This is a genomic window from Bradyrhizobium sp. CB1015 (assembly GCF_025200925.1).
In the GTDB taxonomy this organism is placed as follows: domain Bacteria; phylum Pseudomonadota; class Alphaproteobacteria; order Rhizobiales; family Xanthobacteraceae; genus Bradyrhizobium.
Genome location: NZ_CP104174.1, coordinates 5,561,743 through 5,574,092 on the forward strand (window position 1 = coordinate 5,561,743; position 12,350 = coordinate 5,574,092).

Annotated in this window: 11 protein-coding genes; 6 read left to right on the forward strand and 5 right to left on the reverse strand. The window is 64.6% G+C overall.

Annotation, left to right across the window (positions count from 1 at the left end):
• Positions 1 to 176 precede the first annotated feature (176 nt).
• Both N2604_RS25975 and N2604_RS25980 read left to right on the forward strand, forming a co-directional pair.
• Positions 177 to 371, forward strand: coding sequence for a hypothetical protein (locus N2604_RS25975; RefSeq protein WP_260370987.1), 195 nt, complete (start codon positions 177 to 179; stop codon positions 369 to 371).
• Positions 372 to 503: 132 nt separating this feature from the next.
• Positions 504 to 1,452 (forward strand): IS630 family transposase gene (locus N2604_RS25980; protein WP_260370988.1). Its coding sequence is split into 2 segments (ribosomal slippage): positions 504 to 839 and positions 841 to 1,452, totalling 948 coding nucleotides; the frame shifts between segments, so codons are not numbered across the junction.
• A 39-nt stretch (positions 1,453 to 1,491) separates the two neighbouring features.
• Here the strand turns inward: N2604_RS25980 and N2604_RS25985 are convergent.
• The 4 genes from N2604_RS25985 to N2604_RS26000 all read right to left on the reverse strand — a co-directional run bounded on the left by N2604_RS25985 (position 1,492) and on the right by N2604_RS26000 (position 6,913).
• Entirely contained in the window at positions 1,492 to 2,250 is a 759-nt protein-coding gene (locus N2604_RS25985; RefSeq protein WP_260370989.1) for a Crp/Fnr family transcriptional regulator, read from the reverse strand.
• Positions 2,250 to 5,417 (reverse strand): CheR family methyltransferase, encoded by a 3,168-nt coding sequence (locus tag N2604_RS25990; protein ID WP_260370990.1) that lies wholly within the window; start codon positions 5,415 to 5,417, stop codon positions 2,250 to 2,252. The genes N2604_RS25985 and N2604_RS25990 overlap by 1 nt, the downstream gene beginning before the upstream one ends.
• Positions 5,418 to 5,625: 208 nt before the next feature.
• Entirely contained in the window at positions 5,626 to 5,895 is a 270-nt protein-coding gene (locus N2604_RS25995; RefSeq protein ID WP_260370991.1) for a hypothetical protein, read from the reverse strand.
• Between the two features lie 10 nt (positions 5,896 to 5,905).
• On the reverse strand, positions 5,906 to 6,913 hold the full coding sequence (locus tag N2604_RS26000; RefSeq protein WP_260370992.1) for a chemotaxis protein CheB: 1,008 nt from the start codon (positions 6,911 to 6,913) through the stop codon (positions 5,906 to 5,908).
• 87 nt (positions 6,914 to 7,000) lie between these two features.
• On the opposite strand from N2604_RS26000, the gene N2604_RS26005 reads away from it, so the two are divergent.
• Positions 7,001 to 7,396 (forward strand): response regulator, encoded by a 396-nt coding sequence (locus N2604_RS26005; protein WP_260370993.1) that lies wholly within the window; start codon positions 7,001 to 7,003, stop codon positions 7,394 to 7,396.
• Between the two features lie 575 nt (positions 7,397 to 7,971).
• Here N2604_RS26005 and N2604_RS26010 read toward each other — a convergent pair.
• On the reverse strand, positions 7,972 to 8,754 hold the full coding sequence (locus N2604_RS26010) for an SDR family oxidoreductase (protein WP_260370994.1): 783 nt from the start codon (positions 8,752 to 8,754) through the stop codon (positions 7,972 to 7,974).
• 167 nt (positions 8,755 to 8,921) lie between these two features.
• On the opposite strand from N2604_RS26010, the gene N2604_RS26015 reads away from it, so the two are divergent.
• Genes N2604_RS26015 through N2604_RS26025 form a run of 3 tightly spaced genes read left to right on the forward strand, consistent with a single transcriptional unit; the run spans position 8,922 to position 12,263 of the window.
• The gene (locus tag N2604_RS26015) at positions 8,922 to 10,097 is read left to right on the forward strand and encodes a zinc-dependent alcohol dehydrogenase (protein WP_260370995.1); all 1,176 of its coding nucleotides are present in this window, start codon (positions 8,922 to 8,924) and stop codon (positions 10,095 to 10,097) included.
• An 11-nt stretch (positions 10,098 to 10,108) separates the two neighbouring features.
• Complete coding sequence (locus tag N2604_RS26020) at positions 10,109 to 10,678, forward strand: hypothetical protein (RefSeq protein WP_260370996.1); 570 nt, start codon at positions 10,109 to 10,111, stop codon at positions 10,676 to 10,678.
• The gene (locus N2604_RS26025) at positions 10,659 to 12,263 is read left to right on the forward strand and encodes an alpha-amylase family glycosyl hydrolase (protein ID WP_260370997.1); all 1,605 of its coding nucleotides are present in this window, start codon (positions 10,659 to 10,661) and stop codon (positions 12,261 to 12,263) included. Before N2604_RS26020 ends, N2604_RS26025 begins: the two co-directional genes overlap by 20 nt.
• The last annotated feature ends 87 nt before the right edge of the window (positions 12,264 to 12,350 follow it).

Genomic DNA, 12,350 nt, shown 5'->3' on the forward strand with positions numbered 1-12,350 from the left:
GCTCTCAACCGCACCGCGGTGGCCTGGAACAAGAATTGACCGGCAAATCCCCGATTTCCTTAGCTGAAACGCTGCAACGGGTGTACGGTGACCTCATCACCGGCTGTGGCTCTGCCGTAGGCGCCGGTGGCTGAGAGACCGATGGCGCTCCCGCCTGCATGATCGGGGAGCGCTTGATGGCCGAGCAGATTCACCATCCGTTGGAGTCGGACGAGAAGCACGTCGAGGAAGTTCGCAAGACGATCCGCGAGGCACGAGCAGTGCTGGAGCTGCCCCTACCGGATACGTTTCTCGGCCGGCAAACTCACGCGCCTTTTCCAAGTGAACACGATGATGATGCGCAGGACGGGCAGCGCCGTAAACCGGCCTGATTGGGAGCAGGACGACGTCCGGTGCCGGCGGATGTCAGCTAGAGCGGTTCACGAATTTATTGAATCGGAAGGGATTCCGGATCTGGGGCGAATATGATTCAAGATGCTGGCTGGGCTGGAGGCCAGCATCCCATGGTCCGACCAATTTCCAACGATTTACGTAAGCGTGCGGTATCCGCGGTTGCCAAGGGTGAGAGCTGCCGTTCTGTGGCGGCACGGTTTGGTGTTGCGGTCTCGTCGGTTGTGAAGTGGTCGCAGCGTTATCGAACGACCGGCTCGGTAGCGCCTGGCAAGATGGGTGGTCACCGCAAGCCTGTGCTTGATCCGCACCGCGCCTTCATCGTCGAGCGGATCACTCAGACGCCGCACCTGACGCTGCATGGTCTGAAGGCGGAGCTGGCTGCCCGTGGGGTTAAGGTCTCACACAATGCAGTCTGGCTGTTCCTGCGCCGGGAAGGGCTGCGGTTCAAAAAAAACACTGTTCGCGCTCGAACAGGCTCGCGCCGACGTCTCTCGTAGGCGCCAGCGTTGGCGGTCCTGGCAGACCGGACTTGATCCGGGCCGGCTCGTCTTCATCGATGAGACCTGGATCAAGACCAACATGGCCCCCTTGCGGGGCTGGGGCCCCAAAGGGGCACGCCTGCGCGGCTTCGCCCCGCACGGGCACTGGCGTACCCTCACATTCCTCGGCGCACTCCGCCACGACCAGCTCACCGCCCCCTGCGTCTTCGATGGGCCGATCAACGGCCAATGCTTCCGCGCTTACGTGAAGCACCTCCTCCTTCCGACCCTGCGCGAGGGCGATATCGTCATTCTCGACAATCTCGGAAGCCACAAGTCGAGAGCCGTCAGGCAGATGATCAAGGCGGCTGGCGCCAGGCTCTGGTACCTGCCGCCATACTCGCCCGACCTCAATCTGATCGAACAGGCCTTCTCCAAGATCAAACATTGGATGCGGCAAGCTCAAAAGCGCACCATCGAGGACACTTGGCGCCACATCGGTCACCTCGTCCAGGACATCCAGCCTCGTGAATGTGCCAACTACTTCGCTAACGCCGGTTACGCTTCAATCAAATTGTGAAATGCTCTAAAAACCCGTCCGAGCCGCGACGGAACGCCGTCACCGGATCGCTTCGGTCGCCCGGTAGAGCCGCATATAGCTCGGTGAATACAGCGCCGCGTTCTTGAGCGCATCGAGGTCCGGGATGGTCAGCGTTCGCTCGCGCAGCACGATCAGCCCCGCCGCGCGCAGCTCCTGGAGCGTCCGATTGAGGTGAACGACGGAAAGCCCGGTGGCATCGGCGAGATCCATTTGCGTGACGGGCATGAGGCAGGATTTGCCGTCGACCATCCCCACCGGGCGGAGCCGCTCCACGATTTCACAGAACAGATGCGCGACGCGCTCCAGCGCGACACGACGGCCGAGATTGAGCGCCCATTCCCGCTGGATTGCGCTGTTGAGCAGCGTCTCGCACCAGAACGCTTCCGACAGCGTGGGGTTGTTGGCGAGGAGGGCCTCGAAGCGGGCGCGCCTGATCTCGGCATAGACCACAGGCGTCAGCGCCACGATCGAATGGTCCATTTCCGAAAGCAGGTAGGCATGCGCATCGCAGCTTTCGCCCGGGAAGATGAAATTGACGATCTGTCGCCGGCCGTCCTCCAGCGTCTTGTAACGGCCGAGCCAGCCCGACAACAGGATGCGGACGCCGTCGACGGGATCTCCCTCGGTGATCAGATCCTCGCCGGATCCGGCGCGCTGAAGGCCCTCGAGCATGGCGTATTCCAGCGATGCGCGAGCCTCGCTCGACAACGGCCGCAACGCGCTCAGCCGGCGAACGACCGGCTCCAGGACGGTGCGATCGGCTGTCGACAACGGCATCAGGCGGCCACCACCGGTGTGTGGAAGGCACGCTTGGTCAGGGGGAACGTGATGGTGCATTGCAACCCGGCCGGGTTGAATGCCATCGTGGTCTGCCCCTTCAGCTCGAACGCCACCGTGCGCTCCAAAAGCTCGGTCCCGAATCCCTTTCGCGGCCTTGCCGTCACGGGCGGCCCGCCGCGCTCCCGCCACTCGAACACCAGCTCCGGCGGATCGGCGCTCTCATCGACGCGCCAGGTCACCTCGATGCGCCCGCTCGGCTGACTTAAGGCGCCGTATTTGAGCGCGTTGGTCGCGAGCTCGTGGATGGCGAGCGCGAAGGTTTCGGCGGCCTTGGGCTGGAAGCGGATTTTCGGGCCCGAGACCCGCATCTGCTCGCCTTCCCTGGCATTATAGGCGAGCAGCTCCTCGACCACGAGATATTCCAGATCGACGCCGCCTTCGGGATCGCGCGTCACCAGCGCCTGGGTGCGGGCGAAGGCGTTGAGACGGCCGTCGAGATGGGAGGCGTATTCCTCCACGGTCGAGCTCGTTTCCGCCGAGCGGCGGGCAATCGAGCGCACCACGCCGAGGGTGTTGCGAACCCGGTGCTGGAGCTCGGCGAGCAGCAGGCGCTGCCGTTCCTCGGCACGGGTGATTGCGGTGACGTCGATGAAGGTGATGACGACGCCCGCGATGAAATTGTCGATGCTGCGATATGGCAGGATGCGCACGATGTAGCGCGTGCCGCTGTCCGGCGCGCTCAGCTCGCGCTCGACGCTCGCGAGCGTGCGCAAAACGCGGCGGACATCATCGTAAAGCTCCTCGATCGGGATTCGCGCCTTAATATGGCTGATCGGCCGGCCCGTATCGGTCTCGACCAGATGCAGGAGCTGGGTGATGGCGGGCGTGAAGTTCATCACGCGTAGATCGTTGTCGAGGAATACCGTGGCGATCTGCGTGCTCTCGAGGAAATTCTTCAGATCGCTGGTGGCACGCGTCAGCTCCTGAACGCGGTGCGCCAGCTCGCCGTTCACGGTGGTCAGCTCCTCGTTGACCGACTGCAGCTCCTCGCGCGAGGTCTCGAGCTCCTCGTTGGCCGACTGCAACTCCTCGTTCAGCGATTGATATTCCTCGTTCGACGATTTCAGCTCCTCATTGGTGCTCTCGAGCTCCTCGATGGTCGCCTGAAGGCGCTCGCGCGTCGCCCGCAGATCATTCTCGAGGCGCTCGACGTGCTCGGTGCGCACCAGAGCGTTGGGATTGGTCTGGTCGGCTTCGATGGTTCGCGCCGGGCCGTCCTTGAACAGCACGACGAAATTGCGGTGGCCGCCGACGCCGTCCTGGATCGGCTCGACCGTGATGTCGACGAGAACGCGGTGACCGTTCACGCCAAGCTGCACCTGCTCGGCATGAACGGTCTCGTTGGTGTCGGCGGCGCGGCTGAGCGTGGTGCGCAATTCCAGCCGGAGATCGCGGTGCACGAGCTGCAGCAGGTCGAGCGTGGCGGCGCCTGCCGTCGGCTCGATATAGCGGCCGGTGCGCCCGGAGAAATGCAGGACCTGGAAATTTTCGTCGGTGATGACATAGGCCGGGGCATAGCGCTCCGCGATGCGCTGCGCGCGCCGCTCCAGGCCGACGTCGGGGCCGAACGAGCGCATCGTCGGCACCTCGACCGGCACCCTGCCGGCCGCGGTCGTGATCGGAAACTCGGGCGGCAGCCGCGTTCCGGTCTCGAGCTTCTTGAAGATCCGGGCGCGGCGGTCGACCGGAGAGAACAGCTTCGGATGCCGGGTCACGTTCTCGGAATTGCCGAGGAACAGATAGCGCTCCGGCAGCAGCGCGAAATGAAACAGCGGAATCACGCGGTTCTGCAGCTCGGCATTGAGATAGATCAGCAGATTGCGGCAGGAGACGAGGTCGAGCTTGGAGAACGGGGCGTCCTTGATGACGTTGTGCTGCGAGAAGATGCACATCTCGCGCAGCTCCTTCACCACGCAATAGGTATCGCCCTCGCGCACGAACCAGCGCGCCAGCCGCTCGCTGGTCATGTCCGTCTCGATATTGGTGCGATAGCGGCCGACGCGGGCGGTTGCGAGCGCCCGTCCATCGATGTCGGTGGCGAAGATCTGGACCTGCGGCACGGAGTCCAACCGCGCCATGTGCTCACGCAACAGGATGCCGATCGAATAGGCCTCCTCGCCGGTGGCGCAGCCGAGCACCCAGACGCGGACCTGCTGGCCTGCCGCCTTGCCCTCGAAGATCTTCGGGATGATCTGCGTCTCCAGCACCTCGAACTCGCGCTTGTCGCGGAAGAATTCGGTGACGCCGATCAGGAGGTCGTTGAAGAGATGCTGCGCCTCGTCCTTGTCGTTGCGAAGAAAATCCACGTAGGCGGCAATGTCGTCGATCCGGACAACCTGCATGCGCCGCTGCACCCGGCGCAGGAAGGTGTTCTGCTTGTAGCCGTGGAAATCGTTGCCGGTCTTGTTTCGCAGGATCTCGGCGATGCGCGACAGCGAGGTGGCGGCCGCGGCGAGGACCTCGTCGAAGCCCTGCTTCTCCTCCAGACGCCTGAGATGACGGGCATAGACCTGGATGTGCTCGGGGATATCCTCGGGCGGAAGAACATAATCGGCAATCGCGGCGGGCGTGTTGCCGTCGAGATGCCCGGCCTCGTTCGCATTTTCGATCTTCTCGGCGATGGCGAGGCCGCCGTGATCCTTCAGCGTCGCCGTGCCCAGCGTGCCGTCGCCCCCGGTGCCGGCAAGGATGACACCGATCGACTGCTCGGCGCGCTCCTCTGCCAGCGAGACCAGGAAGCTGTCGATCGTGGCGCGCTCACCGGGCGCCTGCTCGGCCTTGCGGATTGCGAAGCGATCACCCTGGATGGTGGTGATCATGGCCGGTGGACACAGATAGATCGTGCCGCCTTCGACCGGGTGACCGTCGGCGATCTCGGCGACCTTGTTGCCGTTGGAATTCTGCACGACGTCGCGCAGCCGCGGCTCGTCGAACGCCTCGTGGTGCTGAAGCGCCAGCACGATTGCCTGATCGGCCCCGACCGCCATCTTGGCGAAGAAGCGCTCGATGCTGTCCAGCGCGCCTGGCGAGGCGCCGACCCCTATGATCAGCGGGGTCTTGCTCTGGCGGTTTGCATCGACCGGCTGGTCGCCGTTTTCGGTCATGGCTCTGGTGGCTCACTGGCTGGCGGGAACCCGATGGGCGCCCCACCCTGCAAATAGCAGAATCGATATTATCCCAACACATCAAAGGCAAAAATGTCCCGGGCGTCCCTTTGATCCAGCTAGCCCCATTCAGGCGACGGGCGCGACTGGGTCGCCTGCTTCTGCGCTGCGTCGAGCAACGCTGTGCGGGAGATCAGCGTCGGGCGCCCTACGCCTCCGGATTGACCTCACGCTGCAGAAAGGTCACACGCTCCTCGATCAGGGTGCGGTGGCGCTCCCATTCGACCAGCGTCTGCTTGAGCAGGTCGACCAGCCGCTCCGCCTGAAGCGTGTCGTGACCGCCTGCCATGAGCTCGCGCACCCGGTCCTCCTGATCGCGAACCCGCTGCCAACCGCTCTCGATATCGTGGTCCGCCTTCACCAGCAGGCGGCGCTCGGCATCGAGCTGTGCGGTGCGTTCGGCAAGAGAGATTGCCATGGCCGCCCCTTCACGCCTCCCGTTTGCCTACGGAAGGATCGAGCGACTTTAGCACGACGCGCCTGATCATGTCGGCATATTCGCGATATTCGAGCGCCCGAGCCTCGTACATCTCCGCGACGGCAGCCCGGCCGCTGCGCCGACCATCGGCGGCCATGCGCTGCACCAGCTCCGCCCGCTCCTCGATGATCCGCAATGCCACGCGCAAGGCTTCGTCGACGCGCCCCTCCTGCTCCTTGGCGAGCGCATCGGCGGTGAAGCCGTGGCCGACCTGGCAGCGGAAACGCATCGGGCGGGCGTTCTTGACCTCCGAGAGCACCCCGCCGCAGGTTGGACAGGTCAGGGCGACAGGGTCAGCCATAGAGACGAGATTGTCGCTTCCGATCCGCTCACCGGCCGCGATCTCGACCTCGAGCCTGATCTCGGGCGGGATCGGCAGCGCGGCGCCGGCCTGCTCCCTGACCAGTTCGGACAGCACGTCGCCCATAGTGGCGCCGGGAACGCAGAGGTCGACCGTGGTCGCCTCCATGGCGCGCCGCGGCATCTCGTCCGAGATCGCGTCCGCGGGGTCCTGCACCACGGCCAAGCCGCCGCAGCGCTTGATGGCATTGAGGCCGGCCGCACCGTCGGACAACAGGCCGCTCAGGAGCACGCCGATGACGCGCGGCCCGTGATAGAGCGCGGCGGAGCGGAACAGCGCATCGATCGCCGGCCGCACCATGTTCTCGCGCGGGCCGCGGCCGAGAAAGATGTGGTCCTCCGTGACGAGAAGATGATGGTCCGGGGCACCCAGGTAGATCTGGCCGGGCTCGATCTTCATGCCGTTCTCGGCCTGCCGCACCGGGAGCGGACCGGCACTGCCGGCCACGGTGGAGAGGATGCCGATGCCCTGCGCCGGAATGTGCAGCACGACGAAGACGGCGGCCGGCAGGTCCGCGGGCAGACGGCCCAGAATCTGCTTCAATGGAGCCGTCGCTCCGGCCGAGCCCCCGATGACAATGATGTCGCGGTTGGCCATGGAACCCGCCTCCATTTGCTTCGTTTGCAGTTTGCACCAAGGCGGATCGCCGGCCTAGGTTCCTATGCGTCTGGAGGCCGAGACAGCATGGCGGCATCGTCGCATCAGCCCGCAGAGCTCAAGGGGCGCCGCATCTTCGTGGTCGAGGACGAGTATTTTCTCGCCGAGGACATCGGCAAGACATTCCGCGCGCTCGGTGCGGAGATCGCCGGTCCCGTCGGCCATCTCGAAGACGCGCTCAAGATCCTGCACGACGGCAGCGTCCTGGACGCAGCCGTGCTCGACGTGAACATCCGCAGCGAGATGATCTTTCCGATCGCCCGCGAGCTGAGGGCACGGAACGTGCCGTTCCTTTTCACCACGGGATACGACAAGATCACGCTCGGTCCGGAATTTCAGGACGTGCCGCTGCTGGAAAAGCCGATCGATCTTGCGGCGATGGCACGGAAGCTTGCCGGGCTTATCACGCAGCCGCCTAGCTGACACGCCGCGAGGTGCGGTCCTTCGGGGAACGACCGATGATTTATGCGCCCAATTCCGCCGTCGACAAGCAGCTCCTGCATTATTCCTGAGAGCTGGTCCGCGAGGCCATGGCATTGCTGCGCAAGAGCGATCACCTCGTGAGCGCGCGGCGGCTGCGCGATGACCTGGGAGAGGAACGCCGCCAGCCGCAGCCTCGAGAGGACCGGAGATCGGACCACGGCCGCTGATCTCACAGCCGATTGACGATCAGAACAGATGCGCGATGGCAAGCCAGGCGGTTACTGCCAGGCACAGGACAACCGCGGCGTAAGGTAGCGCGATGCGCAAGACGGCAGGCTCCCCACTCAGCTCATCATCATCCAGACGATTGCCACCATCATCACGAGAAATCCCGTAACGGCAGTCGCGACAAAGGCCTGTTCGATGCGATCCATTGCCACCGCAGCCCCCCTTTTGTTTCAGCCCGTACAATTTGACGGTTTGAGGGCCGCGGCGCATTAGGCTATGTGAATCGGGGGTCTTCTTTCCCTTCGCAAACGGTTCGCGCCGCTCCGCAGCATTGCGCGCCCGTCGCTCTACGACCTTGCGGTACCGGGCTCCGCCATCTTGCGGTGCTGCTTGGCCAGCATCTCGTTCGGCGTAACGTTCGCGACCGTCGTCTGGATCTTGTTCTTCAGCCCGGTGACGATGTCGGCCTCCCCGCGCATCATCGCATCGAAACCGGCCTTGGCGACATCGTAGGCGCCGTCCTTCTTGTCGGTGCCGACCTTGGTGTCCATCATGTCCGCGCGGCGGAAGAACTCGGTCTCGGTCGCACCCGGCATCAGGCAGGTGACGGTGACGCCGCTGTCGCGCAGTTCCTCGCGCAGCGCAAACGAGAAGGAATCGAGGAACGCCTTGCTGGCGTTGTAGGCGGCCTGGAAACTGCCCGGCATGAAACCGGCGATCGAACCGGTGATCAGGATGCGGCCGGCATTGCGGCGGAGCATCTCATTGCCGACGCGGTGGATCAGATACAGCGTGCCGGTGATGTTGGTGTCGATGAGGTGCTTCACCCTGGCAAAGTCCTGGTCGAGGAACGCCTTGCCGAGACCGATGCCGGCATTGGCCAGCAACGCATCGATCGGCCGGTCGCCGATCGCCGCGCACAGCTTGTCGACGCCCTCGGTAGTCGCAAGATCGGTCTCGACCGGCTCCACGCTGCCGCCAAGCCGACGCAGATCGACGGCCACCCGCTCGATCTGAGGCTCGTCCGCGGCGATAACGAGGTTGAACCCGGCCTGCGCGCAGCACCTGGCGAGTTCCAGACCGATACCGGTTGAGGCGCCTGTGACGACGGCGAACTGATTGGCGGGCATGCGGCACCTCCTTGCAACTGAGATCGTGGAATTGAGGCGATCACGCTCAATCGCTGCCCTGCTCTCTCGTTCCTATTTGCGCAGTGCGAAGAATTTGCGCGCGGCGATAGCAACCATCGTTCGTGCCTGGACTTACATGGCACGTGGATCAACCGGGAGGACGGACGATGAAGGCGCTGGTCTGGCACGGCAAGGAGGACATCCGGTGCGATACCGTCACCGACCCGGAGATCCAGGATCCGCGTGATGCCATCATCAAGGTGACGAGCTGCGCCATCTGCGGCTCCGACCTGCACCTCTTTCACAATTTCATTCCGGGCATGCTGCCCGGCGACATCTTGGGCCACGAGTCCATGGGCGAAGTGGTCGAGGTCGGCTCCGGCGTCAACGGCAAGCTCAAGAAGGGTGACCGCGTCGTCGTGCCGTTCACGATCATTTGCGGTGAATGCGACCAGTGCAAGCGCGGCAATTTCTCTGTGTGTGAGACCACCAACCGCAAGCGTCATCTGGCCGACAAGGTATTCGGGCACACGACGGCAGGCCTGTTCGGCTACACCCATCTGACCGGCGGCTATCCCGGCGGCCAAGCCGAATATCTCCGCGTGCCCTTTGCCGACGCCACCCACATCAAGGTGCCGGCGGGCATTCCCGACGAGCAATTGCTGTTCCTCAGCGACATCTTCCCGACCGGCTGGCAGGCCGCCGTGCAATGCGACATCGAGCCGACGGACACGGTCGCGATCTGGGGCTGTGGCCCGGTCGGGCAGATGGCGATCCGCAGCGCCATCCTGCTCGACGCCAACCAGGTGATCGCGATCGACTGCCTGCCGGAGCGGCTCAGCATGGCCGAAGCCGGCGGCGCCACCACGATCAACTTCGAGACCGAGAGCGTGGTGGAGCGGCTCCAGGAGCTGACCGACGGCAAGGGTCCGGAAAAATGCATCGATTGCGTCGGCATGGAATCGCATGTGATGCCATCGCTGCCCGACACCCTGCTCGACCGCGCCAAGCAGATGGTGATGGCCGAGAGTGACAGGCCCCACGTGCTGCGCGAGATGATCTATGTCTGCCGTCCCGGTGGCATCATCTCGGTGCCAGGCGTGTACAGCGGCCTGTCCGACATGCTCCCGATGGGCGCCTTCATGAACAAGGGCCTGACGATGCGGACCGGCCAGACCCACGTCAACCGCTGGACCGACGATCTGCTCCGCCGCATCGAAGAAGGCGAGATCGACCCGTCCTTCGTCATCACCCACACCGTCCCGCTCGCCCAAGGCCCCGAGATGTACCAGGTGTTTCGCGACAAGCGCGATTCCTGCGTCAAGGTCGTGCTGAAGCCATGAAGGAGCAAGCCATGTTTCACTTCTCCAACATCGTGCGCACCAAGGGCGACCCGAAGATCGTCGCGGGCGGACCGAGCCTGAAGCAGCCGGCGGACCAGCTCGCACGCGCACTCGGCTGGTTCAGCATCGGCCTCGGCGTCGTCGAGCTCTTCGCCCCGAGACGCGTCACGCACACGCTGGGCATGGAAGGCCATGAGACGCTGGTGCGCGCCTTCGGCGTGCGCGAGATCCTTGCCGGGATCATGTCGCTCTCGGTCGACAAGAACGCCGGCCTGTGGGCCCGCGTCGGCGGCGACGGCCTCGATGCGGCCGCGCTGCTGTCCGGGCTGACGTCGGACAATCCCAAGAAGGGCAACATCGCGCTGGCGCTGCTGATGGTCGGCGGCATCGCCGTGCTCGACTACCGCGCCGCGCAGGACACGAGGCCACGCCGCCCGCCGCGCGATGCACGGCGCAAGCTCTATCCGAACCGCAGCGGTTTTCCCAGGGGCATCGAGAGCGTCCGAACTGCGGCGAGGCAGATCGCGGCGCCTGCTGGGCACAACGAGGTGAAGCAAGGTGATGAGCGCCGAGTCCCGTGACGAAGCTGCGTGGTGGGAATCCGCCGTCATCTACGAGATCGCGCTGATCTCATTTCAGGACTCGAACGGCGACGGCAAGGGCGACCTTGCCGGTTTGATGTCGCGCATCGACTATGTGAAATGGCTCGGCGTCGATGCGGTGTGGCTGACGCCGATCTACAAAAGCCCCTTCCGCGACCTCGGCTATGACATCTCCGACTATTGTTCGATCGATCCCGCCTTCGGCAGCCTCGAGGAGTTCGATCGCCTGCTCGAGGCGCTGCACGCCGCGGGCATCCGGCTGATCCTCGACCTCGTCCCCAATCACACCGCGGACGATCATGCATGGTTCGTCGAGAGCGCGAGCTCGCGCAACAGCGCGAAAGCGGATTGGTACATCTGGGCCGACCCCGGCGAGAACGGCGGGCCGCCCAACAACTGGCTGAGCCGCTTCGGCGGCAGCGGCTGGGAATGGTGCGAGGCGCGGCGCCAATACTACTATCATTCCTTCCTGGTGGAGCAGCCCGACCTCAACTGGCGCAACCCGGACGTAAGGTCAGCAATCGCCGAGACCATGCGGTTCTGGCTCGACCGCGGCGTCGACGGTTTTCGCGTCGACGCCAGCGCGGTCCTGATCAAGGACCAGCTCTTGCGCGACAACCCGCCGAACCCCAACGCCGAGGGCAAGCCGCCGCCGCAGCGGCACACGCCGGTGTTTACCGACGATCGGCCCGAGACGATGGATTGCGTCGAGTTCATCCGGGAGGTGATCGATGCCTATCCCGGGCGGTTGCTGTGCGGTGAAGTCCAGGGCAAGACCGATCGCATCGGCCACTTCTACGGCAACGACCGTCCGCGCCTGCACTTGCCGCTCAATTTCGCCCTGCTCGATTCCAAGTGGGACGCCCTCTCGCTGCAGGCCACGATCGACGCCTATCTCAACGCCATCCCGGACGATGGCTGGCCGGTGTGGGTCATCGGCGGCCACGACAAGCAGCGGATCGCGAGCAAGATCGGCGAGGCGCAGATGCGCGTGCTGGCGATGCTGCTGATGACGCTGCGGGGAACGCCGTTCTTCTTCATGGGCGACGAAATCGGCCGCAAGCGCGTGCCGATCCCGCCGGGCCGCGTCCGCGATCCCTTCGAGAAGCTCGTGCCCGGCTATGGCCTGTGCCGCGATCCCGAACGCGCACCGATGCGATGGGACGACAGTCCCGACGGCGGCTTCACCACGGGCTGTCCATGGCTGCCGCTGGAGCCGCCCGCTGGCGCGGCCAATATCGCCGCACAGCAGCGCGAGGAGCGTTCGACCCTGGCGCTGTTTCGTGCGCTGATGGCGCTGCGGCGCGAGCATGCCGGCCTGCAACGGGGCGAATACGAACCGCTGCGATCGCAGAACGATGTCCTGGCCTACAAGCGGCGGGATGGCCGAAGCGAGATTCTGGTTGCGCTCAATATCGCGGCCGAACCGCGGAAATTGCACTGGCAAGGCCGCGGCCGTCTCTTGATGTCGACGCATCTGGATCGGCGGACCGAGCCGGTGCCGGATGCGTCCATCCTGCTCCGGGGCAACGAAGGCGTGATCATCGCGCTCGAACCTCGGTGATATCAGCAGGAACCATCCGCGTCGCGAAGAGTATGATCAATGCTTCCGGCGTCTCCCCCCGCCGCCGGAAGCAATTTGCAAGACCGC

Coding starts and splice junctions, on each gene's coding strand:
- N2604_RS25995 (WP_260370991.1), bottom strand. CDS start 5,895: ATGGCAATCTCTCTTGCCGAACGCACCGCACAGCTCGATGCCGAGCGC.
- N2604_RS25990 (WP_260370990.1), bottom strand. CDS start 5,417: ATGACCGAAAACGGCGACCAGCCGGTCGATGCAAACCGCCAGAGCAAG.
- N2604_RS26025 (WP_260370997.1), top strand. CDS start 10,659: ATGAGCGCCGAGTCCCGTGACGAAGCTGCGTGGTGGGAATCCGCCGTC.
- N2604_RS26020 (WP_260370996.1), top strand. CDS start 10,109: ATGTTTCACTTCTCCAACATCGTGCGCACCAAGGGCGACCCGAAGATC.
- N2604_RS25985 (WP_260370989.1), bottom strand. CDS start 2,250: ATGCCGTTGTCGACAGCCGATCGCACCGTCCTGGAGCCGGTCGTTCGC.
- N2604_RS26000 (WP_260370992.1), bottom strand. CDS start 6,913: ATGGCCAACCGCGACATCATTGTCATCGGGGGCTCGGCCGGAGCGACG.
- N2604_RS26015 (WP_260370995.1), top strand. CDS start 8,922: ATGAAGGCGCTGGTCTGGCACGGCAAGGAGGACATCCGGTGCGATACC.
- N2604_RS26005 (WP_260370993.1), top strand. CDS start 7,001: ATGGCGGCATCGTCGCATCAGCCCGCAGAGCTCAAGGGGCGCCGCATC.
- N2604_RS25975 (WP_260370987.1), top strand. CDS start 177: ATGGCCGAGCAGATTCACCATCCGTTGGAGTCGGACGAGAAGCACGTC.
- N2604_RS26010 (WP_260370994.1), bottom strand. CDS start 8,754: ATGCCCGCCAATCAGTTCGCCGTCGTCACAGGCGCCTCAACCGGTATC.